The organism is Dietzia sp. IBK-p2-16D (assembly GCF_057773085.1).
The window spans coordinates 41,084-67,071 of the sequence record NZ_JBYMTL010000007.1 but is presented as its reverse complement, the minus strand read 5'-3'; the positions used below and the strand labels follow the sequence as shown (position 1 = coordinate 67,071).

36 protein-coding genes are annotated in these 25,988 nt (G+C 69.4%); 32 read left to right on the top strand and 4 right to left on the bottom strand.

All coding sequences use genetic code 11. The annotated features are described in order from the left end of the window. The first annotated feature begins 30 nt into the window (after positions 1-30). From rplC to rplQ, 30 genes are all read left to right on the top strand, one after another. Positions 31-696 carry a 50S ribosomal protein L3 gene (gene rplC, locus AC3DE3_RS14670; RefSeq protein ID WP_260488448.1) on the top strand — a complete coding sequence of 222 codons (666 nt, stop codon included), beginning with the start codon at positions 31-33 and terminating at the stop codon, positions 694-696. After that, positions 693-1,382, top strand: a complete 690-nt coding sequence (gene rplD, locus AC3DE3_RS14665) for a 50S ribosomal protein L4 (RefSeq protein WP_260488447.1) — start codon at positions 693-695, stop codon at positions 1,380-1,382. Before rplC ends, rplD begins: the two co-directional genes overlap by 4 nt. After that, the gene (gene rplW / locus AC3DE3_RS14660; RefSeq protein WP_260488446.1) at positions 1,379-1,681 is read left to right on the top strand and encodes a 50S ribosomal protein L23; all 303 of its coding nucleotides are present in this window, start codon (positions 1,379-1,381) and stop codon (positions 1,679-1,681) included. Before rplD ends, rplW begins: the two co-directional genes overlap by 4 nt. 31 nt (positions 1,682-1,712) lie before the next feature. Continuing rightward, entirely contained in the window at positions 1,713-2,549 is an 837-nt protein-coding gene (rplB, locus tag AC3DE3_RS14655; protein WP_067716676.1) for a 50S ribosomal protein L2, read from the top strand. Between the two features lie 14 nt (positions 2,550-2,563). After that, the gene (gene rpsS, locus AC3DE3_RS14650; RefSeq protein WP_007628126.1) at positions 2,564-2,845 is read left to right on the top strand and encodes a 30S ribosomal protein S19; all 282 of its coding nucleotides are present in this window, start codon (positions 2,564-2,566) and stop codon (positions 2,843-2,845) included. Then, positions 2,842-3,279 carry a 50S ribosomal protein L22 gene (gene rplV, locus AC3DE3_RS14645; RefSeq protein ID WP_260488445.1) on the top strand — a complete coding sequence of 146 codons (438 nt, stop codon included), beginning with the start codon at positions 2,842-2,844 and terminating at the stop codon, positions 3,277-3,279. Before rpsS ends, rplV begins: the two co-directional genes overlap by 4 nt. Then, positions 3,280-4,113 carry a 30S ribosomal protein S3 gene (gene rpsC / locus AC3DE3_RS14640; protein WP_488370460.1) on the top strand — a complete coding sequence of 278 codons (834 nt, stop codon included), beginning with the start codon at positions 3,280-3,282 and terminating at the stop codon, positions 4,111-4,113. It begins immediately after the preceding gene. A gap of 2 nt (positions 4,114-4,115) precedes the next feature. Then, positions 4,116-4,532 carry a 50S ribosomal protein L16 gene (gene rplP, locus AC3DE3_RS14635; protein ID WP_010541175.1) on the top strand — a complete coding sequence of 139 codons (417 nt, stop codon included), beginning with the start codon at positions 4,116-4,118 and terminating at the stop codon, positions 4,530-4,532. Then, entirely contained in the window at positions 4,532-4,762 is a 231-nt protein-coding gene (gene rpmC, locus AC3DE3_RS14630; RefSeq protein WP_488370459.1) for a 50S ribosomal protein L29, read from the top strand. Before rplP ends, rpmC begins: the two co-directional genes overlap by 1 nt. 17 nt (positions 4,763-4,779) lie before the next feature. Next, the gene (gene rpsQ, locus AC3DE3_RS14625) at positions 4,780-5,055 is read left to right on the top strand and encodes a 30S ribosomal protein S17 (protein WP_396119478.1); all 276 of its coding nucleotides are present in this window, start codon (positions 4,780-4,782) and stop codon (positions 5,053-5,055) included. Between the two features lie 404 nt (positions 5,056-5,459). Further along, the gene (locus AC3DE3_RS14620; RefSeq protein WP_488370458.1) at positions 5,460-6,698 is read left to right on the top strand and encodes an alpha/beta hydrolase; all 1,239 of its coding nucleotides are present in this window, start codon (positions 5,460-5,462) and stop codon (positions 6,696-6,698) included. Positions 6,699-6,841: 143 nt separating this feature from the next. Further along, a complete protein-coding gene (gene rplN, locus AC3DE3_RS14615; protein ID WP_007628112.1) occupies positions 6,842-7,210 on the top strand; it encodes a 50S ribosomal protein L14 in 369 nt (122 codons plus the stop codon). Position 7,211: 1 nt separating this feature from the next. Further along, positions 7,212-7,526: a 50S ribosomal protein L24 gene (rplX, locus tag AC3DE3_RS14610; protein ID WP_007628110.1), complete on the top strand. Its 315-nt coding sequence runs from the start codon at positions 7,212-7,214 to the stop codon at positions 7,524-7,526. Between the two features lie 2 nt (positions 7,527-7,528). Continuing rightward, positions 7,529-8,101 (top strand): 50S ribosomal protein L5, encoded by a 573-nt coding sequence (rplE, locus tag AC3DE3_RS14605; protein ID WP_260488441.1) that lies wholly within the window; start codon positions 7,529-7,531, stop codon positions 8,099-8,101. 273 nt (positions 8,102-8,374) lie between these two features. Beyond that, positions 8,375-8,773 (top strand): 30S ribosomal protein S8, encoded by a 399-nt coding sequence (gene rpsH / locus AC3DE3_RS14600; RefSeq protein ID WP_260488440.1) that lies wholly within the window; start codon positions 8,375-8,377, stop codon positions 8,771-8,773. Between the two features lie 12 nt (positions 8,774-8,785). Next, positions 8,786-9,322: a 50S ribosomal protein L6 gene (gene rplF, locus AC3DE3_RS14595; RefSeq protein ID WP_260488439.1), complete on the top strand. Its 537-nt coding sequence runs from the start codon at positions 8,786-8,788 to the stop codon at positions 9,320-9,322. 2 nt (positions 9,323-9,324) lie between these two features. Beyond that, the gene (gene rplR / locus AC3DE3_RS14590; protein ID WP_260488438.1) at positions 9,325-9,720 is read left to right on the top strand and encodes a 50S ribosomal protein L18; all 396 of its coding nucleotides are present in this window, start codon (positions 9,325-9,327) and stop codon (positions 9,718-9,720) included. Between the two features lie 43 nt (positions 9,721-9,763). After that, positions 9,764-10,420 (top strand): 30S ribosomal protein S5, encoded by a 657-nt coding sequence (gene rpsE / locus AC3DE3_RS14585; protein ID WP_067716652.1) that lies wholly within the window; start codon positions 9,764-9,766, stop codon positions 10,418-10,420. Positions 10,421-10,423: 3 nt separating this feature from the next. Continuing rightward, positions 10,424-10,606, top strand: coding sequence for a 50S ribosomal protein L30 (rpmD, locus tag AC3DE3_RS14580; protein ID WP_182631354.1), 183 nt, complete (start codon positions 10,424-10,426; stop codon positions 10,604-10,606). Positions 10,607-10,608: 2 nt separating this feature from the next. After that, entirely contained in the window at positions 10,609-11,058 is a 450-nt protein-coding gene (gene rplO, locus AC3DE3_RS14575; RefSeq protein ID WP_260488437.1) for a 50S ribosomal protein L15, read from the top strand. Positions 11,059-11,263: 205 nt separating this feature from the next. Then, positions 11,264-12,586: a preprotein translocase subunit SecY gene (gene secY / locus AC3DE3_RS14570; protein ID WP_260488436.1), complete on the top strand. Its 1,323-nt coding sequence runs from the start codon at positions 11,264-11,266 to the stop codon at positions 12,584-12,586. Positions 12,587-12,634: 48 nt separating this feature from the next. Further along, entirely contained in the window at positions 12,635-13,180 is a 546-nt protein-coding gene (locus AC3DE3_RS14565; protein ID WP_260488435.1) for an adenylate kinase, read from the top strand. An 8-nt stretch (positions 13,181-13,188) separates the two neighbouring features. Next, positions 13,189-13,992, top strand: coding sequence for a type I methionyl aminopeptidase (gene map / locus AC3DE3_RS14560; RefSeq protein ID WP_260488434.1), 804 nt, complete (start codon positions 13,189-13,191; stop codon positions 13,990-13,992). A 117-nt stretch (positions 13,993-14,109) separates the two neighbouring features. Beyond that, positions 14,110-15,390 carry a lipase family protein gene (locus AC3DE3_RS14555; RefSeq protein WP_260488433.1) on the top strand — a complete coding sequence of 427 codons (1,281 nt, stop codon included), beginning with the start codon at positions 14,110-14,112 and terminating at the stop codon, positions 15,388-15,390. A 149-nt stretch (positions 15,391-15,539) separates the two neighbouring features. Next, positions 15,540-15,761, top strand: coding sequence for a translation initiation factor IF-1 (infA, locus tag AC3DE3_RS14550; protein WP_005140011.1), 222 nt, complete (start codon positions 15,540-15,542; stop codon positions 15,759-15,761). Between the two features lie 167 nt (positions 15,762-15,928). Beyond that, the gene (gene rpsM, locus AC3DE3_RS14545) at positions 15,929-16,297 is read left to right on the top strand and encodes a 30S ribosomal protein S13 (protein WP_488370457.1); all 369 of its coding nucleotides are present in this window, start codon (positions 15,929-15,931) and stop codon (positions 16,295-16,297) included. Beyond that, complete coding sequence (gene rpsK, locus AC3DE3_RS14540; protein WP_043566757.1) at positions 16,297-16,704, top strand: 30S ribosomal protein S11; 408 nt, start codon at positions 16,297-16,299, stop codon at positions 16,702-16,704. Before rpsM ends, rpsK begins: the two co-directional genes overlap by 1 nt. 22 nt (positions 16,705-16,726) lie before the next feature. Then, complete coding sequence (gene rpsD, locus AC3DE3_RS14535) at positions 16,727-17,332, top strand: 30S ribosomal protein S4 (RefSeq protein WP_260488431.1); 606 nt, start codon at positions 16,727-16,729, stop codon at positions 17,330-17,332. A gap of 106 nt (positions 17,333-17,438) precedes the next feature. Further along, positions 17,439-18,473 (top strand): DNA-directed RNA polymerase subunit alpha, encoded by a 1,035-nt coding sequence (locus AC3DE3_RS14530; protein WP_067716627.1) that lies wholly within the window; start codon positions 17,439-17,441, stop codon positions 18,471-18,473. A gap of 34 nt (positions 18,474-18,507) precedes the next feature. Beyond that, positions 18,508-19,104, top strand: coding sequence for a 50S ribosomal protein L17 (gene rplQ, locus AC3DE3_RS14525; RefSeq protein ID WP_488370456.1), 597 nt, complete (start codon positions 18,508-18,510; stop codon positions 19,102-19,104). Positions 19,105-19,253: 149 nt separating this feature from the next. On the opposite strand, the gene AC3DE3_RS14520 is transcribed toward rplQ, so the two are convergent. Further along, positions 19,254-20,159 (bottom strand): SGNH/GDSL hydrolase family protein, encoded by a 906-nt coding sequence (locus tag AC3DE3_RS14520; RefSeq protein WP_488370455.1) that lies wholly within the window; start codon positions 20,157-20,159, stop codon positions 19,254-19,256. Between the two features lie 77 nt (positions 20,160-20,236). On the opposite strand from AC3DE3_RS14520, the gene truA reads away from it, so the two are divergent. Continuing rightward, entirely contained in the window at positions 20,237-21,115 is an 879-nt protein-coding gene (gene truA / locus AC3DE3_RS14515) for a tRNA pseudouridine(38-40) synthase TruA (RefSeq protein ID WP_488370454.1), read from the top strand. A 13-nt stretch (positions 21,116-21,128) separates the two neighbouring features. Here the strand turns inward: truA and AC3DE3_RS14510 are convergent, their stop codons facing one another. Then, positions 21,129-21,848 carry a CPBP family intramembrane glutamic endopeptidase gene (locus AC3DE3_RS14510; RefSeq protein ID WP_488370453.1) on the bottom strand — a complete coding sequence of 240 codons (720 nt, stop codon included), beginning with the start codon at positions 21,846-21,848 and terminating at the stop codon, positions 21,129-21,131. Continuing rightward, the gene (locus tag AC3DE3_RS14505; protein ID WP_488370452.1) at positions 21,845-23,005 is read right to left on the bottom strand and encodes an NAD(P)H-binding protein; all 1,161 of its coding nucleotides are present in this window, start codon (positions 23,003-23,005) and stop codon (positions 21,845-21,847) included. The genes AC3DE3_RS14510 and AC3DE3_RS14505 overlap by 4 nt, the downstream gene beginning before the upstream one ends. Before the next feature lie 149 nt (positions 23,006-23,154). Between AC3DE3_RS14505 and AC3DE3_RS14500 the strand changes: the two genes are divergently transcribed. Further along, the gene (locus tag AC3DE3_RS14500) at positions 23,155-24,276 is read left to right on the top strand and encodes a DUF695 domain-containing protein (RefSeq protein WP_488370451.1); all 1,122 of its coding nucleotides are present in this window, start codon (positions 23,155-23,157) and stop codon (positions 24,274-24,276) included. Here the strand turns inward: AC3DE3_RS14500 and AC3DE3_RS14495 are convergent. Further along, positions 24,230-25,909 carry a hypothetical protein gene (locus AC3DE3_RS14495; protein WP_260488424.1) on the bottom strand — a complete coding sequence of 560 codons (1,680 nt, stop codon included), beginning with the start codon at positions 25,907-25,909 and terminating at the stop codon, positions 24,230-24,232. The two genes, AC3DE3_RS14500 and AC3DE3_RS14495, sit on opposite strands and share 47 nt — an antisense overlap. Between the last annotated feature and the right edge of the window lie 79 nt (positions 25,910-25,988).

The window sequence follows — 25,988 nt, the reverse complement described above, 5'->3', positions numbered from 1 at the left end:
CAAGCAACGTGCAGCGGAGACAGTGAACAGATGACTAACACCGAGATCAAGGGAATCCTGGGCGCCAAGCTCGGCATGACCCAGGTCTTCGACGAGAACAACCGGGTGGTTCCGGTTACCGTCGTCAAGGCCGGGCCGTGCGTCGTGACCGGGATCCGTACCCAAGAGACCGACGGCTACAACGCCGTCCAGATCGCGTTCGGCGCGATCGACCCCCGCAAGGTCACCAAGCCTCTCGCGGGTCAGTTCGACAAGGCCGGGGTCACCCCCCGCCGTCACCTCGCCGAGATCCGACTCGACAACGCCGAGCAGGCCGCCGGGTTCGAGATCGGCCAGGAGATCGGCGCCGACGTGTTCGAGGACGGCGCATTCGTCGACGTCACGGGCACCTCGAAGGGCAAGGGCTTCGCCGGCACCATGAAGCGTCACGGCTTCTCCGGTCAGGGCGCCTCGCACGGTACCCAGGCCGTGCACCGCAAGCCGGGTTCCATCGGCGGGGCCTCGACCCCGGGCCGCGTCTTCCGCGGCAAGAAGATGTCCGGCCGCATGGGCAACGATCGCGTGACCACCATGAACCTCAAGGTCCACAAGGTGGACGCCGAGGCCGGCGTCCTCCTCATCAAGGGAGCCATCCCGGGTCGTAACGGCGGCCTCGTGATGGTCCGTTCCGCAGTGAAGGGCGGTGCGCGCGCATGACCACCACGGAGAACACCGTGAACCTCAAGCTGGATGTCCGTACCCCGGCGGGTAAGACCGACGGTTCGGTCGAGCTCCCCGCCGAGATCTTCGGTGTCGAGCCCAACCTGCCCCTGATGCACCAGGTCGTCGTGGCGCAGCTCGCCGCGGCACGTCAGGGCACCCACTCGACCAAGACCCGCGGCGAGGTCCGGGGCGGCGGTCGCAAGCCGTTCCGCCAGAAGGGCACCGGCCGCGCCCGTCAGGGCTCGACCCGCGCCCCCGCCTACACCGGCGGCGGCACGGTCCACGGTCCGAAGCCGCGCGACTACTCGCAGCGCACCCCCAAGAAGATGAAGGCCGCCGCGCTCCGCGGTGCCCTCTCCGACCGCGTCTCCGCTGACCGCCTCCACGTGGTCACCGAGTTCGTCGAGGGACAGAAGCCGTCCACGGCCGGTGTCCGCGACTTCCTGGGCAGCCTGTCGGACCGCAAGAAGATCCTGATCGTCGTGGGTCGTGAGGACGTCGCCGCCTGGCGTTCCGTGGCCAACCTCGATCACGTCCATCCGATCGCTCCGGATCAGCTCAACACCTACGACGTCCTGCACGCTGACGACGTCGTGTTCTCGGTCGAGGCTCTGGACGCGTTCGTCACGCAGGCGAGTCGTGCACTCGCCGGCAAGGCAGCGAAGGAGGCCGACAAGTGAGCACCGTCGCCGATCCCCGGGACGTGATTCTCGCCCCGGTCGTCTCCGAGAAGGCCTACGGCCTGCTCGAGCAGGGCGTGTACACGTTCCAGGTGGCCCCGGGCGCCAACAAGACGCAGATCAAGATCGCCATCCAGGAGATCTTCGGCGTCACCGTTGCGTCAGTGAACACCGCCAACCGTCAGGGCAAGCGCAAGCGCACCCGCACCGGGTTCGGACAGCGCAAGAGCACCAAGCGCGCCATCGTGACCCTCGCGGCTGACAGCAAGCCCATCGAGATCCCGGGTCTGACCGCCTGACGGCGGGAAGAGTTAAGGACGAGAGAACCTCATGGCTATCCGCAAGTACAAGCCCACGACCCCCGGTCGTCGGGGCTCGAGCGTCTCGGACTTCGCCGAGATCACCCGCTCGACGCCCGAGAAGTCGCTGCTGCGCCCGCTGAGCAAGACCGGCGGCCGCAACGGCCACGGCCGTATCACCAGCCGCCACAAGGGCGGTGGCCACAAGCGCCAGTACCGTGTCATCGACTTCCGTCGTAATGACAAGGACGGCGTGCTCGCCACCGTCGCGCACATCGAGTACGACCCGAACCGCACCGCCAACATCGCCCTCCTGCACTACGCGGACGGCGAGAAGCGGTACATCCTGGCCCCGCGCAACCTCAAGCAGGGCATGAAGGTCGAGTCGGGCGCAGGCGCCGACATCAAGACCGGCAACAACCTCCCGCTCCGGAACATCCCCGCCGGCACCGTGGTGCACGCCGTGGAGCTCCGGCCGGGTGGCGGCGCCAAGATGGCCCGCGCGGCCGGTGCCGGTATCCAGCTGCTCGGCAAGGAGGGCACCTACGCGTCCCTCCGCATGCCCTCGGGTGAGATCCGCCGGGTCGACGTGCGCTGCCGCGCCACGATCGGCGAGGTCGGTAACGCCGAGCAGGCCAACATCAACTGGGGTAAGGCCGGCCGCATGCGGTGGAAGGGCGTTCGCCCGACCGTCCGTGGTGTGGTCATGAACCCCGTCGACCACCCGCACGGTGGTGGCGAGGGTAAGACGTCCGGTGGACGTCACCCCGTCAGCCCGTGGGGCCAGCCCGAGGGCCGGACCCGCAAGCCCAATAAGGCGAGTGACAGCATGATCGTCCGTCGCCGTCGCACCGGTAAGAAGCGTTAAGGAGGGAAACTAGGATGCCTCGTAGTCTCAAGAAGGGTCCGTTCGTCGACGAACACCTCCTCGCGAAGGTGGACGTGCAGAACGACAAGGGCACTCATCAGGTCATCAAGACCTGGTCGCGTCGCTCGACGATCCTGCCCGATTTCATCGGCCACACGTTCGCCGTCCATGACGGCCGTAAGCATGTGCCCGTGTTCGTGTCCGACTCGATGGTGGGTCACAAGCTCGGCGAGTTCGCGCCGACGCGCACGTTCAAGGGGCACATCAAGGACGATCGGAAGAGTAAGCGTCGATGAGCACTGATACGAAGAAGACCGCCGACGGCACGGCGACGGCCGAGCAGCAGCTCTCCGCTCGTGCCACCGCCAAGTTCGTCCGCGTCACGCCCATGAAGGCGCGTCGTGTGATCGATCTGATCCGCGGCAAGGACGCCGCCGACGCGCTGAACACCCTGCGGTTCGCCCCGCAGGCTGCCAGCGAGCCGGTCGCCAAGGTCCTCGCGTCCGCGATGGCCAATGCCGAGAACAACCTCGACCTGGACCCCCGGACCCTCGTGGTCTCGGCCGCCTACGCCGATGAGGGGCCGACCCTCAAGCGTTTCCGTCCGCGTGCCCAGGGTCGTGCGTTCCGCGTGCGTAAGCGCACGAGCCACATCACCATCGAGGTGACCAGCGTGCCCGAGAAGGCCGGCTCCGGCCGGGCACGTCGCAACCAGGGAGGTGCCCGCTAAATGGGACAGAAGATCCAGCCGCACGGCTTCCGTCTCGGCATCACCTCGGACTGGACGTCCAAGTGGTTCGCCGACAAGCAGTACGCCGACTACGTCGCCGAGGACATCAAGATCCGCGAACTGCTCTCCAAGGGCATGGAGCGGGCCGGCATCTCGGGAGTCGACATCTCCCGTACCCGTGACCGGGTCCACGTGGACATCCACACGGCCCGCCCGGGCATTGTGATCGGTCGTCGTGGCGCCGAGGCGGACCGCCTGCGCGGGGAGCTCGAGAAGCTCACCGCCAAGCAGGTCCACCTCAACATCCTCGAGATCAAGAACACCGAGGCCGACGCCCAGCTCGTCGCCCAGGGCATCGCCGAGCAGCTCTCGAATCGCGTGGCGTTCCGCCGTGCGATGCGCAAGGGCATCCAGTCGGCCATGCGCCAGCCCCAGGTCAAGGGCATCAAGGTGGTCTGCTCGGGCCGTCTCGGCGGCGCCGAGATGTCCCGTTCGGAGCGGTACCACGAGGGCCGGGTCCCCCTGCACACCCTGCGTGCCGAGATCGACTACGGCACCTACGAGGCCAAGACGACCTTCGGTCGTATCGGCGTCAAGGTGTGGATCTACAAGGGTGACGTGGTCGGCGGTCGTCGCGAGTCCGATCAGTACGCCCAGTCCAACAACCGTGGCGGTGCCGACCGCGGTCCCCGCCGCGAGCGTGGCGCAGGCCGCCCGCGTCGCTCCGGGGCCCAGGGCACCACTGCGACCAGCACCGAGACCGGCCGCGCCGGTTCCGGCTCGGCCGCCGAGGCTCCTGCCGAGGCACCGCAGAACCAGACCAGGGAGGCGTGACAGTGCTTATCCCCAAGCGCGTCAAGCACCGCAAGCAGCACCACCCCGGCCGTAAGGGCGGGGCAAAGGGTGGCACCAAGGTGACCTTCGGTGACTACGGCATCCAGGCCCTCGAGCCGGCCTACGTCACCAACCGTCAGATCGAGTCCGCTCGTATCGCCATCAACCGCCACATCAAGCGTGGCGGCAAGGTGTGGATCAACATCTACCCGGACCGCCCCCTGACCAAGAAGCCCGCCGAGGTTCGGATGGGTTCCGGTAAGGGTTCCGTCGAGTGGTGGGTGGCCAACGTCAAGCCGGGCCGCATCCTGTTCGAGATGTCGTACCCGAACGAGGAGACCGCTCGCGAGGCCCTGCGCCGCGCGCAGCACAAGCTCCCGTGCAAGACCCGCATCGTGACCCGGGAGGAGCAGTTCTGATGGCTAATGGAACCACCGCCCCCGAGCTGCGTGAGCTCGATGCGGACGCGCTGACCGCGCGCCTGCGCGAGGCCAAGGAGGAGCTGTTCAACCTGCGCTTCCAGATGGCCACCGGGCAGCTGACCAACAACCGTCGCCTGCGTGTCGTTCGCCACGACATCGCTCGCATCTACACCGTCATTCGCGAGCGCGAGCTCGGTCTGTCGGCGGCGCCGGGTGATGCCAAGTGAGTGACAAGGAAACAGTTGTGACTGAGTCCAACGAGAACGCCGAGCGCAACAGCCGCAAGGTGCGCATCGGGTACGTCGTGTCCGACAAGATGGAGAAGACCATCGTCGTCGAGCTCGAGGATCGCGTGAAGCACCCGCTGTACGGCAAGATCATGCGTCGTACCGAGCGCGTCAAGGCCCACGACGAGACCAACACCGCCGGTGTCGGGGACCGCGTGCGGATCATGGAGACCCGCCCGCTGTCCGCGTCCAAGCGGTACCGCCTGGTCGAGGTGCTGGAGCGGGCCAAGTAAGTCCCCTCCCAGCATCACACAGCATCACGAGAACGGCCCGGCCCCGGATTCCCGGGGCCGGGCCGTTCTGCGTTCGTCGCCACCTGTGTACCCGGACGGTGCCGGTAACGGATCACCGTTGTGTAACGACACCAATGTAGTGTGTCAACATTCGGACGCTGCCGGAGAGACAGGATCGCCACATGGGAATCGGACCGCGTACAGGTCGACAGGGGAGTGGGCCCGGTGGGCGGCGTGTCGACCTGCGCAGACTGGCCGTCGGCACGGCGGTGGTAGCGATGGCGGCCGCGGGAGTGCCTCCGGCGGGAGCCCAGAGTCCGGGGCCGGGCTCCGCCGGTCCCGGCTCCGTCGGCCAAGGCTCTGTCGGCCCGGGCTCCGTGGACCCGGGTTCGCTGGTTCCCAGCGTGACGCCGGGGAGTCTGTTCGGTGTGCCGTCGCTCAGTGTCGCCGCGCTGACACAGCTCGGCGCTCCGATCCCGCTGACGTCCGTCCTCGGCTCCGTCGGTGCGATCGGCTCCAGCGACTTCCCACGCCCCGGTAGTTCGCAGCCCCCGGCCGGCCCGCGAGCGACTCGCGACTCGTCCATCACGTCGTCGGCCGTCCTGCGGGTCGAGCCTCTCTTCCCGGGATCGACGAGCGAGGTCGACCGCAGGGCCGAGGTGTGGACCGTGACGTCGGAGTCCATGCAGCGTCCGATCCGTCTCGAGGTGTACCGCGCCCCGGCAGGGCTCGACGCCCCCAACGTGTACTTCCTCGACGGCGTCGGCAGCGAGGTGCCCTCGGGGTGGAGTACGGGGATGGGTTGGGGGGACCCGGCTCTGCGCGACCGGGCCGTGAACGTGATCGTCCCTACGGGAGGTCCCGCGTCGATGTGGTCGGACTGGCTTCACGACGACCCCGTCCTGGGGCCCAACAACTGGGAGACGTTCCTCACCGAGGAGTTGCCACCCCTGCTCGAGGCAGGGCTGCCGGGTACCGCGGAGCCGCTGGCCCACAACGGGGGCTGGGGAGTCATGGGACTGTCGATGGGTGCGTCGGCGGCGCTACATCTGGCCAACCGGAACGAGATGTTCGACGCGGTGGCAGGCGTGAGCGGCGCGTATTCGACCCAGGACGAACTGGGTTACCAGTATGCGCGGCTCACGGTGGCCGCGCGAAACGGTGACGTCACCAACATGTGGGGACCCCGCGGTTCGCAGGCGTGGGTGGAACACGACACGGTCGCCGATCCCTCCGGGCTGGCGGACAAGGCGGTCTACCTCAGCGCGGCCACCGGCCTCGTGGGATCCAGCGAGCTCGGTCGCTTCGGCAGCAACGAGGTCGTCCTCATCGACGGACACATCCTGGAGAAGGGCTCGTACGAGAGCACCCGGGATCTGGAGGCGGCGCTCGCCTTGGTCCCCGGTGTCGACCTGCGGATGAACTACATGCCGACCGGGATCCACAATTGGCCGGTGTTCGTCACCGAGATGCTGCCGGGGATGGACCACGTGCTCTCCGGTCTGCCGGAGGCCGTACCCAACGGGCTCAGCGCGGCCAGGGGAGTGGGGGGCGACGCGCCGGGCTCGGCGGGGTCATCCGGCTCGACCGGATCCACTGGATCGCTCGGGGGATCAGGGTCGGCCGGGTCGAGCGGCAGCTGACCGGGATTTGGGTCAGAGTCCGCCCGACCCCTACACTGGAGCAGTTGCCCGACCTGTCGCGTTGTCACGCGGCGGCGGGTGGCATGACCGCGTGTGTCGGGTCGGTATCCGGCACACATTGAACAGACCTGGTCAGGAGAACCATGATCCAGCAGGAGTCGCGGCTGAAGGTCGCCGACAACACGGGTGCCAAGGAGATTCTCTGCATCCGCGTTCTCGGCGGTTCGAAGCGCCGCTACGCAGGCGTGGGCGACATCATCGTCGCCACCGTCAAGGACGCCATCCCCGGTGGCAACGTCAAGAAGGGTGAGGTCGTCAAGGCCGTCATCGTGCGCACCGCCAAGGAGCGCCGTCGCCCGGACGGCTCGTACATCAAGTTCGACGAGAACGCCGCCGTCATCATCAAGAACGACAACGACCCGCGTGGAACGCGCATCTTCGGGCCGGTCGGCCGCGAACTGCGCGACAAGAAGTTCATGCGGATCGTCTCGCTGGCTCCGGAGGTGCTCTGACATGAAGGTTCACAAGGGCGACACGGTGCTGGTCATCTCCGGCAAGGACAAGGGCGCCAAGGGCAAGGTCATCCAGGCCTTCCCGGCGCAGGAGAAGGTCCTCGTCGAGGGCGTCAACCGCATCAAGAAGCACACCTCCAACTCGGCTGCCGAGCGCGGCGCCTCCTCGGGCGGCATCGTCACGCAGGAGGCCCCGATCCACGTGTCCAACGTGATGGTCGTGGACGCCGACGGCACCCCGACCCGGGTCGGAATCCGCACCGACGAGAACGGCAAGCGCGTCCGTGTCTCGCGCAAGACCGGGAAGGACCTGTGACCATGACCGAGACCGCTCTTCCCACCGGTTACACCCCTCGCCTCAAGGCCAGGTACCGCAGCGAGATCCGTCCGGCGCTCAACGAGACGTTCGAGTACGCGAACGTCATGCAGATCCCGGGTGTCGTGAAGGTCGTCGTCAACATGGGTGTCGGTGACGCCGCCCGCGACGCCAAGCTCATCAACGGAGCTCTCAACGATCTCACCCTGATCACCGGTCAGAAGCCGGAGGTCCGTCGGGCCCGCAAGTCCATCGCGCAGTTCAAGCTGCGTGAGGGCATGCCGATCGGCGCGCGGGTCACCCTGCGCGGTGACCGTATGTGGGAGTTCCTGGACCGCCTCACGACCGTCGCGCTGCCGCGTATCCGTGACTTCCGCGGCCTCTCCGGCAAGCAGTTCGACGGCCACGGCAACTACACGTTCGGCCTCAACGAGCAGACGATGTTCTACGAGATCGACGTCGACAAGGTCGACCGTCCCCGCGGTATGGACATCACGGTCGTCACCACGGCGACGAACGACGAAGAGGGCCGCGAGCTGCTCAAGCAGCTCGGGTTCCCCTTCAAGGAGAACTGACCTTCTCCTCCCGGCCGGACCGGCCGTCCTCGCCGGGGCACCGCATCGCGGGTCCCCGGCGGCGGGCAGACGGCCCAGTCGTCTGGTCGCGACCCGGTGAGAAGAGCACCGGACGCGGCGGGAACACCGGAACGCCCCGAGGGGCTCCGGATCCCATACAAGAGAACATTCGCACTCTTCGTGATAGGCCCACGACGGACGTGCGCGGCCCACAGGTCGCCGCACGGGACGTGTTGCATGGGAACCGTTACGAGAAAGGAACATGGTCCATCCATGTCGATGACCGATCCCATCGCGGACATGCTGACGCGTGTGCGTAACGCCAATTCGGCGTTCCACGACACCGTGTCGATGCCGCATTCGAAGCTCAAGGGCAACATCGCTGCGATCCTCCAGCAGGAGGGTTACATCGCGGGCTACACCGTCGAGGACGCCGAGGTGGGCAAGAAGCTCACCATCGACCTCAAGTACGGACCCTCGCGCCAGCGCAGCATCCAGGGCATCAAGCGCATCTCGAAGCCGGGCCTGCGCGTGTACGCCAAGTCCACCGAACTGCCCAAGGTCCTCGGAGGCCTGGGCGTCGCGATCATCTCGACGTCCCAGGGTCTGCTCACGGACCGCCAGGCGAACAACAAGAAGGTGGGCGGGGAAGTCCTCGCCCACGTCTGGTAAGGGGGGCGAGAAATGTCACGTATCGGCAAGGCTCCGATCACCGTCCCGTCCGGTGTCGACATCAAGGTCGACGGCCAGACCATCACCGTCAAGGGCCCCAAGGGTGAACTCACCCAGGTCCTGCCCGGTGACATCTCGGTCTCGATCGAGGAGGGCACCATCACGGTGAACCGTCCCGACGATCACCGGGACAACCGCTCCCTGCACGGCCTCTCCCGCTCGCTGGTCAACAACATGGTCGTGGGCGTCACCGAGGGGTACAAGCAGGACATGGAGATCTTCGGCGTCGGTTACCGCGTCGTGGCCAAGGGCCGGGATCTCGAGTTCGCACTGGGCTACTCGCATCCGGTTCCGGTCACCGCCCCCGACGGCATCACCTTCGCCGTCGACGGCGCGACGAAGTTCTCGATCTCCGGAATCGACAAGCAGCAGGTGGGCCAGATCGCCGCCAACATCAAGCGACTGCGGAAGCACGACCCGTACAAGGGCAAGGGCATCCGCTACGCCGGCGAGCAGGTCCGTCGCAAGGTCGGAAAGACGGGTAAGTGATCATGAGCAGCACCAAGAAGCGTTCCCCGCTGGGAACCGATGCCTCGACCGCACGTCGAGAGGGTCGCGCCCGGCGCCACTACCGCCTCCGCAAGAAGGTCTCCGGCACGCCGGAGCGTCCGCGGTTGGTCGTCAACAGGTCCTCCCGCCACATCCACGCCCAGATCGTCGACGATCTGGCCGGCCACACGCTGGCCGCGGCCTCCACCATCGAGGCGGATGTGCGCTCCCTCGAGGGCGACAAGAAGGCCCGCAGCGCCAAGGTCGGCCAGCTCCTGGCCGAGCGCGCCAAGGCCGCCGGCATCGACGCCGTCGTGTTCGACCGTGGTGGCAACAAGTACCACGGCCGGATCGCGTCGCTCGCCGACGCCGCCCGCGAGGGTGGGCTGGAGTTCTGATGACCAACACCACTGCACTGTTCGCTAACGGAAGGACCGTCTGATGCCGGGACGTCAGCGTCGTGACGGCGGAAGCAACGGCCCCGCCGCAGACAACAAGACCACCACCGACAACGCCCAGGGCCGCGGCGGAGACCGCGGTCGTGGTCGGGGCCGCGACGATCGTCGCGGACGCGACGAGGAGAAGTCGCAGTACATCGAGCGCGTCGTCACCATCAACCGCGTCTCCAAGGTCGTCAAGGGTGGTCGGCGTTTCAGCTTCACCGCTCTCGTGATCCTCGGTGACGGCAACGGCATGGTCGGCGTCGGCTACGGCAAGGCCAAGGAGGTGCCGGCGGCGATCCAGAAGGGATCGGAGGAGGCTCGCAAGAACTTCTTCCGCGTTCCGCTCATCGCCTCGACCATTCCCCACCCGATCCAGGGTGAGGCCGCGGCCGGTGTCGTCATGCTCCGTCCCGCCTCTCCGGGTACCGGTGTGATCGCCGGAGGTGCCGCTCGCGCCGTGCTCGAGTGCGCGGGCGTGAACGACATCCTGTGCAAGTCGCTGGGGTCGGACAACGCCATCAACGTGGTCCACGCGACCGTGGCGGCGCTCAAGGGTCTGCACCGTCCCGAGGAGGTCGCGGCTCGTCGTGGCCTGCCGATCGAGGACGTCGCGCCCGCGGGCATGCTCCGTGCGCGTGCCGGACAGGGGGCCTAGATCATGGCTAACCTCAAGATCACCCAGGTCCGTGGGACCGTGGGGACCAAGAAGAACCAGCGGGACTCCCTGCGTACGCTCGGCCTCAAGGGCATCCGGAAGACGGTCGTGCGTGAGGACAACGCGCAGACCCGGGGTCTCATCAACGTCGTGAACCACCTCGTCGTGGTCGAAGAGACGGAGTGAGCATGACCATCAAGTTGCATCACCTGCGCCCGGCTCCCGGGTCGCACGCCGAGAAGATCCGTGTGGGTCGCGGCGAAGGCGGCAAGCGGGGCAAGACCGCCGGCCGCGGCACCAAGGGTACGAAGGCGCGTAAGAACGTCCCCGCGGCGTTCGAGGGCGGCCAGATGCCGATCCACATGCGGCTCCCGAAGCTCAAGGGCTTCAAGAACCGCAACAAGGTCGTCTTCCAGGTCGTCAACGTGGCCGACATCCAGCGGCTGTTCCCGAACGGCGGGGAGGTCGGCGTGGCCGAGCTCGTGGCCGCGGGAGCCGTCCGTAAGAACCAGCCGGTCAAGGTTCTGGGCGACGGGGACATCTCCGTTGCCGTCACCCTGACCGTCGACAAGGTTTCCGCCTCGGCCAAGAGCAAGATCGAGGCTGCCGGCGGAAGCGTGTCGGAGGCCGGGGCCTGATTCCCCGCTCGGTCCGTCCGCGGACCGATGAAGGGTGCAGGGGTCGGGTCCGAGAGTCTCGGACCCGGCCCCTGCACTCGTCTTGATAGAGTTTTCCCGTTGTGCGTATCGGGATCGGTGTCTGCCGGAAGGCTGGCCCGACGTCCCCCGGCGCATCTGCTTTCGACGACCGGCGGCCAGTGGCCGACCATGACCAGGAGGACATGTGCTCTCCGCACTCGCGTCCGCGATCAAGGACCGCGATCTGAGGAAGAAGATCTTCTTCACCCTCGGGATCATCATCCTCTACCGGATCGGCGCGCAGATCCCGTCACCCGGCGTCGACTACCCCAAGCTCCGGGGCCTGCTCGACACAGCGATGACCGGCGACAACGCGCAGTTGTTCTCGCTGGTGAACCTCTTCTCCGGTGGTGCGTTGCTGCAGCTGTCCGTGTTCGCGATCGGCATCATGCCGTTCATCACCGCGAGCATCATCGTGCAGCTGCTCACCGTCGTGATCCCGTACTTCGAGCAGTTGAAGAAGGAGGGGCAGTCCGGTCAGGCCAAGATGACGCAGTACACGCGTTATCTGACGATCGCGCTCGCCGTCCTCCAGTCCGCGGGCATCGTCGCACTGGCGGACCGGGGTCAGCTCCTCGGTAACGGCCAGTCCGTGCTCATGGACGACAGCATCCTCACCCTGGTCACCATCGTCATCGTGATGACCGCCGGCGCCGCCCTCGTCATGTGGTTCGGCGAGCTGATCACGGACCGCGGCGTGGGCAACGGTATGTCGCTGCTCATCTTCGCCGGTATCGCATCCCGGATCCCGGCCGAGGGTGTGAACATCTACCAGAACTCGTCGACCATGAAGTTCGCGGCGGTCATGTTGGCCGTCGTCCTCATCGTCGTCGCCGTCGTGTTCGTCGAGCAGGGGCAGCGACGGATCCCGGTCCAGTACGCCAAGCGGATGGTGGGACGCCGCCAGTACGGCGGCACCTCCACCTACCTACCGCTCAAGGTCAACCAGGCCGGCGTCATCCCGGTGATCTTCGCGTCCTCCCTCATGTACGTCCCGATCCTCATCACCCAGTTGATCCAGGGTCCCGAGCCGTCGGGCGACGGGTTCTGGCAGCGGTACGTGATGCAGTATCTGCAGAACCCCTCCAGCTGGGGTTACATCCTCCTGTACTTCGCCCTCATCATCTTCTTCGCGTACTTCTACGTGGCCATCCAGTTCGACCCGATGGAGCAGGCCGAGAACATGAAGAAGTACGGCGGGTTCATCCCGGGGATCCGACCGGGCCGCCCCACGGCGGAGTACCTGGGCTACGTCCTCAACCGGATCCTGCTGTTCGGTTCGCTCTATCTAGGACTGATCGCGGTACTTCCCAACGTCTTCCTCGACATGGGCAGCGGGGGTGGAGATCTCCAGAACATGCCGTTCGGCGGCACCGCTGTGCTCATCATGGTCTCCGTGGGCCTCGACACGGTGAAGCAGATCGAGGCGCAGCTGATGCAGCGCAATTACGAGGGCTTCCTCAAGTAGGCGCGGCCTCGTCCGAGCAATCCAATCGTAGAAAGGCTGGTCCCCACCATGCGTCTCGTCCTCCTCGGCCCCCCCGGAGCCGGCAAGGGAACCCAGGCGGCTCTGCTGTCGGAGAAGCTCGGCGTACCGCACATCTCGACCGGTGATCTGTTCCGCGCCAACATCTCCCAGGGCACCGACCTGGGCAGGGAGGCCAAGACCTACATCGATGCCGGCAACCTGGTCCCCGCCGAGGTGACGAACCGCATGGTCGAGGCCCGTATCGCCGAGCCCGACGCCACCGAGGGGTTCCTCCTCGACGGCTACCCGCGCAGCGCCGCGCAGGCGGACGCCCTCAAGGAGATGCTCCGCGGGGCGGGTCACTCCCTCGACGCCGTCCTCGAGTTCAAGGTCGACGACGACACGGTGGTGAAGCGGATGCTCGCCCGCGGCCGTGAGGACGACACCGAGGACGTGATCCGTAATCGGATGTCGGTGTACCGGTCCGAGACGGCCCCACTGCTCGAGTACTACGCGGGTGAGGTCAAGAGCATCGACGCCGTGGGTGAGGTCGAGGAGATCAACGCACGCGCTCTCGCCGCGCTGGGGCGCTGACGTCCGCCGTGTTCGGACGCTCCCGTAAGAGCGCGGTCATCGCGCGCACCCCGGGTGAGCTCGATGCGATGGAGGCCGCGGGCCGCATCGTCGGGCGTGCCCTGGTCGCCGCCCGCGAGGCCGCGGTCCCCGGTGCCACCACCGGTGATCTCGACGAGGTGGTGGAGCAGTTGATCCGTGAGGCCGGCGCGATCCCGTCCTTCAAGGGATACGAGGGGTTCCCGGGATCCATCTGTTCGTCGGTCAACGAGGTCGTGGTCCACGGGATCCCCGGGCCCGGGACCGTCCTGGGGGAGGGCGACCTCGTCTCCGTCGACTGCGGTGCCATCCTCGACGGCTGGCACGGGGACTCCGCGTGGTCCTTCGGTGTGGGCACGCTCGACCCGGGGGTCGCGACGCTCAACGAGGCGACCCGGGAGGTCCTCGAGGAGGGCATCCTGGCGATGCTGCCGGGGAACAAGCTCACGGACGTCTCCCACGCCCTGGAGGTGGCGACCCGACGTGCGGAAGAGCGTCACGGTGTCACCCTGGGGATCGTCGACGGGTTCGGCGGTCACGGGATCGGTCGCGAGATGCATGAGTGGCCGTTCCTGGCCAACGAGGGCAAGCCCGGCAAGGGCCCCAGGCTCCAGGAGGGGTCGGTCCTGGCCATCGAGCCGATGCTCGTGCTCGGAGGGGAGACCGACACCAGAACGCTCTCCGATGACTGGACCGTGGTCACCGTGGACGGATCGCCGGCGTCACACTGGGAACACACGGTCGCCGTGACGGCGGACGGTCCCCGAATCCTCACTCCGCGCCCGCGCGACTGAGGGCGATCCGCGACAGGGGAGTGATCCCCGGGGAGCGGGGACGATTACCCGTGGGGTTCGGTCGCCGCGGGTTAGAGTGTGTGCCGGTAGTGAACATTTCCTTCGAAAGGTCTCTGCATGCTCGCTCAGCAGGCGTCTGTCCCGCTCCGATCGGTCGTGCAGGGGGCCGCCGCGCTGGTCGTGGCGCTCGCTGTGGTCCTGGCCCATGTCGCGGGGCCGGGCGTGCCGACGTCGGCCGCCCAGTCCGTCATGGAGGGTGGCGCGGGGTCCATCGAGGCCGATCCTCAGCCGGGGCCCTTCTACCACGCGGATCCACAGGCCCTCGCGGACGCCCCGCTCGGTGAGGTCATCAACTCGAGGGTCGTGACCATGCCGGCCTTCCTCGGGTACCGGGTCACCGAGATCGCCTACCGGTCGACCGACTCGCGGGACCGGCCACTACTGGCCACCGCGACCGTCGTCCGGCCACCTCACGCCCGGCCCGACGGCCCGGTGTTGAGCTACCAGCATTATCTCAACGCGTTGGGCCAGCGTTGCGCACCCACCGAGACCCTGGTGCACCCGACGCTCGAGACCGTGCAGGACAACGCCATGGTGTTCCTGCGGGCGCGCCTGGACCAGGGGTGGACGGTGATCATCCCGGACCATCTCGGTCCGAAGGTCGCCTACCCCGGCGGGCAGCTGTCGGGCCGCATCGTGCTGGACGGGATGCGAGCGGTCCGGGACGACCCCCGCTTCGATTCCAGGCACAGCCGGTTCGGCGCCCTCGGCTACTCCGGGGGCGGCATCGCGAGTGCATGGGTGTCCCTCCTGCACGACGACTACGCCCCCGACGTGAACCTGGTCGGCGTGGCACAGGGCGGTGTCCCGACCGACATGACCACGATGGCGCGGATGGTCGGGAACTGGCCGCACCCGGCGTTCGGGTTGGCGTTCGCGGCGGCCGTCGGCATGGCGCGGGAGTACCCGGAGGCCATCCGACTCGAGGAGAAGCTCACCCCGGACGGATGGGCGCTCTACAGCCAGCTGAAGGGACGGTGCACGGCGACGCTGCTGACATTCGGGGCGTTCCGGTCCGTCCCGATGGTCCTCCGGGGCGGCGATCTCCTGGCGGAGGAGGGGCTCATGCGGGCGTTCGCGGAGAACAGCATCCGCCAGAGTCCGGACGTACCCCGGGTCCCGGTGTTCATGTGGCATTCCGGGACCGACCCGCTCGTGCCGTTCTGGGACGCGGAGGAGACTGCCAAGCGATACTGCCGGGAGGGCGCACCGCTGACCTGGGAGCCCGGTCTCGCGCCGGAGCACCTCATGGGTGCGGTGGAGAAGCTGCCCACGGCGATGAACTGGCTCCAGCAGCGCTTCGACGGGGTGCCGGCGGGGCGCGCCTGTTACGTCTGAGCGTCCGGTTCCGTGACGACCGAGGGGGCGCCTGCGGCCCGATTGGCGCAGACCCCCGAGCTGACGTAGGCTTATACGTCGGTGTGCCCACCAGTGCACCGAGAATCCGGTAGACGTCACCCGGGGAATCGTGGAGGACCGTAACCAGCATGGCAAAGAAAGACGGAGCCATCGAGGTCGAGGGCCGTGTCGTTGAGCCGTTGCCGAACGCTATGTTCCGCATCGAGCTCGAGAACGGGCACAAGGTCCTCGCACACATCAGCGGCAAGATGCGGCAGCACTACATCCGCATCCTGCCGGAAGACCGCGTCGTCGTGGAGCTCTCGCCCTACGACCTGACCCGGGGTCGGATCGTCTACCGCTACAAGTAAAGACGCTCAACTCCCCGCACCAGCCGCCGCCCCTCGTCGAGGGACGGCGGGTGCATACCCCCGGTTGCGGAGGCCGGGGCCCCGGACGGGTGCTCATCGTGAGATGACCATCCGGCACGGGGACGGTCGGGGAGCAGACCTACCGCACGACGAAAGAGATACGCCACATGGCACGCCTTGCCGGCGTCGATCTCCCACGCGACAAGCGCATGGAGATCGCGCTCACCTACATTTTCGGCATCGGTCGCACCCGGTCGTCGGAGATCCTGGAGCGTACGGGCATCAGCCCGGACCTGCGCACCAAGGACCTGTCCGACGAGCAGCTGACCGTCCTTCGTGACGACATCGAGGGCAACTACAAGGTGGAGGGTGACCTCCGCCGCGAGATCCAGGGCGACATCCGCCGGAAGATCGAGATCGGTAGTTACCAGGGACTGCGTCACCGTCGTGGCCTGCCCGTCCGTGGTCAGCGCACCAAGACCAACGCCCGCACCCGTAAGGGTCCGAAGAAGACCGTCGCCGGAAAGAAGAAGTAATGCCCCCCAAGTCACGCGCTGCGGGCCCCAAGAAGACGGGCCGTCGCAAGGATAAGAAGAATGTGCCGCTGGGCCAGGCCCACATCAAGAGCACGTTCAACAACACCATCGTCTCGATCACCGACCCGTCCGGTGGCGTCCTCGCATGGGCGTCCTCCGGCCACGTCGGCTTCAAGGGCTCGCGCAAGTCGACGCCCTTCGCCGCCCAGCTCGCCGCCGAGAACGCGGCCCGCAAGGCGCAGGAGCACGGCGTCAAGAAGGTCGACGTGTTCGTCAAGGGCCCCGGCTCGGGACGTGAGACCGCGATCCGCTCGCTCCAGGCCGCCGGCCTGGAGGTGGGCACGATCTCCGATGTCACCCCCCAGCCCCACAACGGCTGTCGTCCGCCCAAGCGGCGTCGAGTCTGAGCCGGAAGGAACGCACTAAATCATGGCACGTTACACCGGCCCCGCCACCCGCAAGTCCCGCCGTCTGGGCGTGGACCTCGTGGGTGGAGACACCGCATTCGAGCGTCGGCCCTTCCCGCCCGGTCACCACGGCCGCGCGCGGATCAAGGAGTCCGAGTACCGCACCCAGCTGCAGGAGAAGCAGAAGGCCCGCTTCACCTACGGCGTGATGGAGAAGCAGTTCCGTCGTTACTACGAGGAGGCGAACCGCCGCGCCGGCAAGACCGGTGAGAACCTCCTGCAGATCCTCGAGTCGCGACTGGACAACGTCGTGTACCGCGCGGGTCTCGCACGGACGCGTCGCCAGGCCCGTCAGCTCGTGGCGCACGGCCACTTCCTGGTCAACGACCAGAAGGTGACCATCCCGAGCTACCGCGTCTCGCAGTACGACATCGTCGACGTCCGCCCCAAGTCGACCAAGATGGACTGGTACGAGATCGCCCAGGAGACCCTCGGCGAGCGTCCCGTCCCGGCGTGGCTGCAGGTCGTCCCGACGACCCTGCGGATCCTCGTCCACCAGCTCCCCGAGCGCGCGCAGATCGATGTGCCGCTGCAGGAGCAGCTGATCGTCGAGCTCTACTCGAAGTGATCTGTCCCCCCTCGTCGCCGGGCGGGCCGCACACCGCGGCCCGCCCGGCGACGGTGGGTTCCCACGGCGTCAAATAGCGGGCGCCGAGAATCGAAAGAGGTAGCACATGCTCATCTCCCAGCGGCCCACCCTCACCGAGGAGGTCGTGTCCGAGAACCGCTCGCGGTTCGTGCTCGAGCCCCTCGAGCCCGGTTTCGGCTACACCATCGGCAACTCCCTGCGGCGCACGCTGCTGTCGTCCATCCCGGGCGCAGCGGTCACCAGCATCCGCATCGAGGGCGTCCTGCACGAGTTCACCACCGTGCCGGGCGTGAAGGAGGATGTCACCGACATCATCCTCAACCTCAAGGGCCTGGTCGTCTCGTCCGTGGAGGACGAGCCGGTCACCATGTACCTCAAGAAGCAGGGTCCGGGAGCCGTCACCGCCGGTGACATCGTCCCGCCCTCCGGCGTCGAGGTGCACAACCCGGACCTGCACATCGCCACCCTCAACGAGAAGGGGCGCCTGGAGATCGAGCTGGTCGTCGAGCGTGGTCGCGGCTACGTTCCCGCCGGGCTCAACAAGGACGCGGGCCACGAGATCGGCCGGATCCCGGTCGACTCGATCTACTCGCCCGTGCTCAAGGTGACCTACAAGGTCGAGGCCACCCGTGTGCACCAGCGCACCGACTTCGACCGTCTGGTCCTGGACGTCGAGACCAAGAACTCGATGACCGCCCGGGACGCCCTGGCGTCCGCCGGCAAGACCCTCGTCGAGCTCTTCGGCCTCGCCCGTGAGCTCAACGACGAGGCGGAGGGCATCGAGATCGGGCCGAGCCCGGCCGAGGCCGACCACATCGCCGCTTACGGTATGCCGATCGACGATCTGGACCTGTCGGTCCGGTCCTACAACTGCCTCAAGCGCGAGGGCGTCCACACCGTGGGCGAGCTCGTGGCGCGCAGCGAGTCGGACCTGCTCGACATCCGCAACTTCGGTCAGAAGTCGATCGACGAGGTCAAGGTCAAGCTCGTGGAGCTCGGCCTGTCCCTCAAGGACGCGCCCCCCGGATTCGATCCCGCCTCGGTCGCCGGCTACGACGCCGAGACCGGCACGTGGACCGACGAGGGCGGCGAGGATTACGCCGAGACCGAGCAGCTCTGACGAGCGCCCGGAACACCATTCCTAGGAGAATCTGATGCCCAAGCCCAAGAAGGGCGCCCGCCTCGGCGGATCCGCTTCCCACCAGCGGCTCATCCTCTCGAACCTGGCCACCCAGCTGTTCGAGCACGATGCGATCCGCACCACGGAGACCAAGGCGAAGCTGCTGCGTCCGTACGCGGAGAAGCTCATCACCAAGGCTCGCCGCGGCACGCTCGCCGACCGTCGTGAGGCCGCCAAGGTCATCCGCGACAAGGACGTCCTGCACAAGCTGTTCGCCGAGATCGGCCCCCGGGTCGCCAACCGCGACGGTGGCTACACCCGGATCGTCAAGCTCGAGAACCGCAAGGGCGACAACGCGCCCATGGCGATGATCGCGCTCGTCACCGAGGAGCTCGCCTCCGCCGAGGCCTCGCGTGCCACCCGCGCCGCGGCCTCCAAGGCCGCCGCCGCGCCGGCCGAGACCCCGGCCGAGTCGACCGACGACGTCACGGCTGAGGCCGAGGCCAACAGCCCGATCGCCGATCAGGTCGACGCGGCGGACGACGCCGAGGTCGAGGCCGCGGAGAAGACCGCCGAGGCCGTGTCCGAGGACACCACGCACGCCGAGGGCGAGGACGCCGACAAGGCCTGATCGCCTCTACAGGATCACGCCTCCGGGGCCCCTCCACCGCATCACGCGGTGGAGGGGCCCTCGTCGTTGCGCCGCTGCGGGAGTGCAGGCGCGGAGGCGCGGGAGTGCGGGCGCGGGAGTGCGGGCGCGGACGCGCAGTCCCGGTGGGGTCAGAGACTGCCGGCCACGGCCGCGGCCATCGCGCGTTGGCCGGCCGCGGTCGGGTGCATGGGATGCGACCCCGTCTCCGAGCCGGTGAAATCGGTGTAGCGGACATCCGCGGGAGCGCACGCGTGGCGCTCGTCGGCGTCATCGGGAGCGGTGACCTCCGCGCCGGCCCGGGCGGCCGCGCCTGACACCGCCCGGTTGACCCGGTCCGTGACGTCGCGGGCCCAGGAGACGTCGGCGGGGCTGACGCGTTCGAGGAAATCGCACCCACCGTCGGCCGGGACGAGCGGCATGTACGCGGTCACCACCACCCGGGCCCCGGGGGAGCGTTCCCGGATGCCGGCGTGCACCGCGTCGAGATCGGCGTCGAGGGCCTCGAGCGCCGACGAGACCCCCGCGGCCAGCCGCTCACGACACGGCGCCCCGTCCACGGAGCGGGGGGTCTGCGCGACGCACCCGGCGATCGCACCGAACCCGATGTCATTGCCGCCGATCGAGAGCGTGACCAGGTCGGTGTCCGGGGTGAGGGCGTCGAACTGCGGTGGCGTCCCCTCGATCTGGCGCGCCGTCATGTCCCGGGTCCGCGCGCCCCCGCACGTGGCATCGACGAAGTCGGCGACACCGATGCGGTCGGCGAGCACCGACGGGTAGTTGAGGGATGACCGCAGGCACCCCGCCGGCCCGCTCGTGGGGGCGTCGGTCGGTCCCAGGGCGGCGAAGGAATCGCCCAGCGCCACGTACCTCGAGACCGTCGACCCGGCCGGTTCGGTGACGTCGGTGGCGGCGGGCCCGGCCGCGGCGGGCGGGGCCTCGTCGTCGTCGCCGGGGGCACAGGAGGACAGGGCGAGCGCGACGGTCGCGCCGGCGGCGAGGAGCGCGGCGCGGTAAGGGGGCGGGGACGTGGACATGGTCCCCATCGTGCCGGAACGGCCCGCGGCGGGCGGTGTGGCGGGCACGCGCTGCGGTGGTCTACCGTCTGTAGGCCGTGAGCACCCGCCGGATCCGCCTCGACGTCGCCTACGACGGCACCGACTTCTCCGGCTGGGCGCGCCAGCCCGGACTGAGGACCGTGTGCGGGGTGCTCGAGACCGAACTCGCGAAGATCCTGCGCAACCCGGTCGTCCTCACTGTCGCCGGACGCACCGACGCCGGTGTCCACGCGCGCGCCCAGGTGTGCCATCTCGACGTGGACCCCGGGTGGCTGGACCAGCGCTCGCTGGAGGGCCGCCCGGAGGCGCTCGTGCGTCGGCTCGCGCGGCTGCTACCGGCGGACATCGCGGTGATGGACGCACGGTGGGTTCCGGGCGAGTTCGACGCCCGGTTCTCCGCGCTGCGCCGCCACTACGAGTACCGCCTCACCACGGCACCGTGGGGGCCCGAACCGACCCGCGCCCGCGACACCGCCGCCTGGCAGCGCGGCGCCGACCTCGACGCCGTTCGCGAGGCGTCGGGGCGGCTGCTGGGCCTGCACGACTTCGCCGCGTTCTGTCGACGACGGGAGGGCGCCACCACCATCCGCGAGCTGCAGCGCTTCGACTGGCGCGCCGAGCCCGACACCCGTGGGCCCGACGCGCCGGGTGCCGCCGAGGTGTGGACGGCGTCGGTGAGCGCGGACGCGTTCTGCTGGTCGATGGTCCGCAGCCTCGTCGGTGCGGTGATGGCGGTGGGGGAGGGGCGCCGGAGCCCGGACTGGGTCAGCGGGTTGCTCGCCGAGACCGAACGGTCGTCCGCGGTCCCGGTGGCGCCCGCGTGCGGACTGGCCCTGGTGGGCGTTGACTACCCGGCCGACGACGACCTGGCGGCGCGCAACCTCGTCACCCGCGAGGTGCGGCCGGGGCCGGGGGCGGGGTGCTGCGGGGGGTAGACCCGCGCCGCGTCTAGACCCGCGCCGCGTCGAGGATCGGGCCCAGCGCGAACAGCATGACCATCGACCACGCCACGTGGGTGATCGCCGGCCCCAGCACGCCGCCGGTGACCCGCCGCTGGACCGCGGTGACCAGCCCCAGGATGACGGCCGCCAGGACGAGCAGCGGGATCCCCGAGGTGGCCGTGACGGTCGCGTAGATCACGGTCGTCGTCACGATCGGCCGCCGGTCGGCGACGGCCGAGTACACGGCACCGCGGTGGAAGCACTCCTCGGCGACGCCGTTGACCGCGGTCAAAAGCGCCACCAGGGCGAGGTTGCCCACGGTGGCGTGGTCGAGCAGGGCGTCGACGGGGTCGCGCAGCGGCTCGATCCTCGCCACCACCAGTGCGCCGAGGCAGAACACCACGGCGAGCGCGGCCGCGGTGAGCACCGACGACAGCACGGGCCGGCGGGGCCGGTACGGTTCGCAGCCCACCCGGATCGGCCCGGAGGCGAACGCCCCGCCCAGCCACACCGCGGCCAGCAGTGCGGTGGCGGGGTAGAACATGGCGTCGCCGGCGGGTATCCGGAGCGCCCACGCGTTCACCGCCGCGCCGACGACGAGGGTGACGACGACGACGAGGACACGCCTGCGGGACGGCCGCGACGGCGCGGTGTCCATGTCACCTGATCGCAGCGCCCGCAGGTACCGGTTGGTGGGCGGGGCGGGCGCCTCTCGCTGGTCGCTCATCGCCCGCCGCGCACACGCCCGATGGTGGGCGGGCGGACGCCGGCCCAGTCGGCGTCCGAGGGCAGGAGGCGCGCGGGATCGTCCAGCGGGTCGGCCCCGTCCCACAGCGGCGGGCGAGCCGGGCCGTGGGGGACCCGCAGTGCCTCGCGCAGCGCGTCCCGGTAGCTGGTCCGTCCACCGGGTGGGGGTCCGAGCACCTCGTCGGCGTCGTCGACCAGCACCACGGCCTCGCAGCGCAGCGACTCCACCAGGGGCTTGGCCAGGCCGGGTTCGAGCGGGGTGACCAGTCCCATCCACAGGGAGGACAGCTTGGGCGTGAGGACGGGGACCGGGACCATGAGGCGGCGGCGCAGGCCGGCCTCCTCGGCGTAGATCTGCATCATCTGGCCGTAGGTCAGCACATCCGGGCCGCCCACGTCGATGGCGCGCCCGCGGGCGAGGTCGCCCTCGAGGGGACACGTGGTGGCCGCGGCGAGGTAGTGCACCACGTCGCGCACGGCGATGGGTTGGATCCGGTTGCTGACCCACTTGGGCGTGACCATCCCCGGCAGGCGGGTGGTGAGGTGACGGATCATCTCGAACGAGGCCGAGCCGGAACCGATGACCACCCCGGCCTGGATCACGAGCGCGGGAACGGAGGACTCCAGCATGATCCGGGCGACCTCGGCGCGGGAGCGCAGATGCGGCGAGAGGTCGGTCTCGTCCTCCGGGTGGAGGCCGGACAGGTGGACGATGCGCTCGATGCCCGCCTCCTCGGCGGCGCGGACGAACGTCTCGGTGGTCTCGCGTTCCTCGCGGGCGTAGTCCTTGGAGTCACCCATCGAGTGGACGAGGTGGCACGCGACGTCCACCTCGCGCAGGGCGGTGCGCAGCGCGTCGGCGTCGCCGAGGCCGCCGGAGTGGATGGTGACCTCGTCGCGCCACGGCACGTCGTCGAGGCGCTTCGGCGTCCGGGCCAGCACGGAGACCTCGGCGCCGTCGGCGAGCAGCCGGGGGACGAGCCGTGACCCGATGTACCCGGTCGCGCCGATCACGAGCACCCGCGGGCCGCTCCGGCCGTCGTGGTCGGGTCGGGGCTGTGGGCCGGGTCGCGGCGTCGGTTCCGTGCCCTCGGACGTGCCGGAGGAGAGCCGGGCCAGATCTTGGGGCGTGGTCATACCCACGACCCTGCCAGCGCGGGCGCGCGGGCGCACCCGCTGGAGGCTCCGGGAGAGCCCCTCGACCCCGCCGGGAGTGCCCGCTCGACCCCTCCGGGTGTGTCGGCGCGGGCACGATCGGCGGGATATCCGGATACTGGGGTGGAGACATGTTCACGAGGACCGCGGTGACGGGAGGAGAACAGATGGCGATCCGTGCGGTGCGACCCCGGCAGCTCTCGCGATCGCTGGACTTCTCCGGCGTCCGCGTGGAGACGGCCCGACTGCGGTCGGACCGGGCCGTGACCACCTTCTGGCGGTGGTGGGCGGAGGGCGGCAGGCGCCGCGCGACGGCGGCGCTCGATTCCGGCGACGCCCGCCGGGTGGTCCCGGAGATCACCTCGCTGATCGAGGCCATCGACCCGGGCCTGTCGTGGGAGTTCATCCCGGCGGGCGAGGGCGGACCGCACCGGCTCACCGTCACCGCCGCGGGGGTGCCCGAGTTGCGTGGCGCGGCCCGCCGGTGGCTGGCGGCGGCGCCGGACGCCGATGAGACGTGGTCGTTCGCCGACCTGCGTGAACCCGTGCGGGGCTGCGCGATGTACTTCCGCGACCGCCGGTTGGACTTCGACCAGGCGGAGGTCGTGGTGGACCTGGGCCTGTCCCGGGCCGACGTCACCGTGCACCACCCGGCGTTCACCGGGCTGTCGGGCGCCGATCTGGGCATCGCCGCCTACCTGTTGTTGGACGCCCTGTGCGGGGAGGAGCAGGTGGAGACCTGGGTCGGCCTGATCCGGGCCAACGCCACCGCCCCCGGCGTCGAGGCGGTCCCGCTGTGGGAGTTGCCGGAGATCCTGGGGGAACTCGCCGAGGACAACACCGATGAGCTGGGCGACCCGGCATGGCAGATCCTGCACGGGGAGACCGGCTGCGGACCGCTAGTGGCCGTGGTCCGGGTCCCGCTGGTCGCACTGTCCGCGCCGGAGTTCGACCGCCACGTCGCCGTCCACGTCCCCTATACGGACGTAGAGGACGGCGGTCTGCCCGGGTCCCTGTCCCTGCCGGGCCTACGGGACCTGGAGGACCACCTGGTGGAGCGCCTCGAGGGCAACGGGGAATGCGTCGGGGCCGAGAGCTGCAACGGGCGCCGGCTGCTGCACTTCTACGTAGACTCCACCACCCCCGCGCACGAGCAGTTGCGGGTGGCGGCGTCCGGGTGGGACCAGGGCGAGGTGACCGTCACGGTCACCGATGATCCGGGCTGGCGGAAGGTGCAGCACCTGAGGGTGTGAGACCGTCCGTCGCGAGACCGGCCGGCATCTCGAGCGGCCCGACATAGGCGTCCTCACCCGGCCCTGCGACCATCGAGACGCGCCGGGGTTCGCCGGCCCGCGGCTCCACGGAGATCCACCCGTCGATCCGGCCGTCCAGGACGAGGTCGGGCGGTGCGGCGGCGGACGCCAATCGACTGCCGCCGCGCAGCTCCCAGTCGGCGTCCACCCTGATGACGGTGGGCGGGGTGACATCCGGGCCACCGGGCCCGGCGAGCGCGTCGATCCGTCCCTCCGTCAGCGGGCCGTCGACGTCCCACAACACGGCGTCGACCGGTGCGCCCGCGTCCGACGAGGCGGGGTCGATGATCCGGTATCGGGTCTCGTCGCCGATCACCGCCAGCGGTTCCCACCGGTCGGGCACGTCGGTCACCACGGCCACCCGGTACCCGGCCGCGACCGCGCGGAACGCCACCTGACGACAGACGGCGGGCCGGGCGGCGAGCAGGACCGACCGGAGGTGTGGTCCGGCGAGCTGGATGGCGGCCGCGGCGCCGGTGCGGGTCGCGCCGAGGATCTGACCGCAACCGTGCGCGGGCGGGGCGAGGTCGGCGAGGTCGTCGACGGCCCGCCGGGCGAGCGAGCCGGCGATCGCGCCTGGTAGGGCCTCGCCGGGCACGGGTGACACCCGGACGGACGGGAGGGGGTGACAGGTGACCGCGGTCGTCGGCAGCACCGTTCCCGCGATCTCGGGGTCCGACACCCCGGTGAGCCCGACGGTGGTCACCGTGTCCACCACGTCGTCGCGGCCCTCCACCCGCCGCAACCGGACGACCTCGGTGATGCGGGCGGCCCGGACGGTGGTGAGCCCGTCGATCACCGCCCGCGGGTCCGCCGACGGGCGGACCACGAGGCCCACCCCGGGACCAGGATGGGCCTCGGCGTCCAGGTAGAGGGCGGCGAGCTCGGCGGCGTCGAGGACCCGACACGGCACCCCGTGGTGGACCAGGGCGCGCCGGAGGCGCTCGGTGGCCACCGCCACCACCTGCTCCAGCGGGCCCACAGGCATCGCACCCTGCGACCCGGCCGACCCGGCCGACCCGGCGGGCCCCGTCGCCAGCCGGGCCAGGTCGAACCGCACCAACAGGTGCACGCGGCGGTGTGAGATCAGTGCCAGCGGCCCGACCAGCGAGTCGTAGACCCCGCCGTCGTCACCGTCCGCCGCGCGGCGACCGTCGACCACCACGTCGATCCCCTCCAGGACCACCCCGCCCTGGTCGAGTTGCCGCGCCACCACGGCCAGGGGCAGGCGGACGCCGCGGTGGTCGGCCGGGTCGTCGCGCCCCACCTCGGTGACCACGAGGGCGCCGGCCGAGATCTCGACGGCGGTGGTGACGATCCGGTCGCCCTCGACGCATCCGACGGCCGAGCGGTCGGGCGCGACGAGGTCCACCACGTCCACCGACAGCCGCCGGGGGGCCTGGTCCCGAGCGAGCACGGGCCGACCGCTGCGCCGCGCGGTGATCGCTGCGGCGACCACACCGGCGACGACGAACTGCACCCACGGCTGCCAGGACGGCGGGCAGACCACCGTGAGGACGAGCGTGGACACGAGGACGACGACCAGCCCGGACAGGGTCGGAACCGCCGTCATACCGCCCGCACCTCCGTCGCGCCACGAGACCCGGGCGCGCCCGGCCGGCGGCCTCGGAAGACCGGCCACGCGGGCCGGA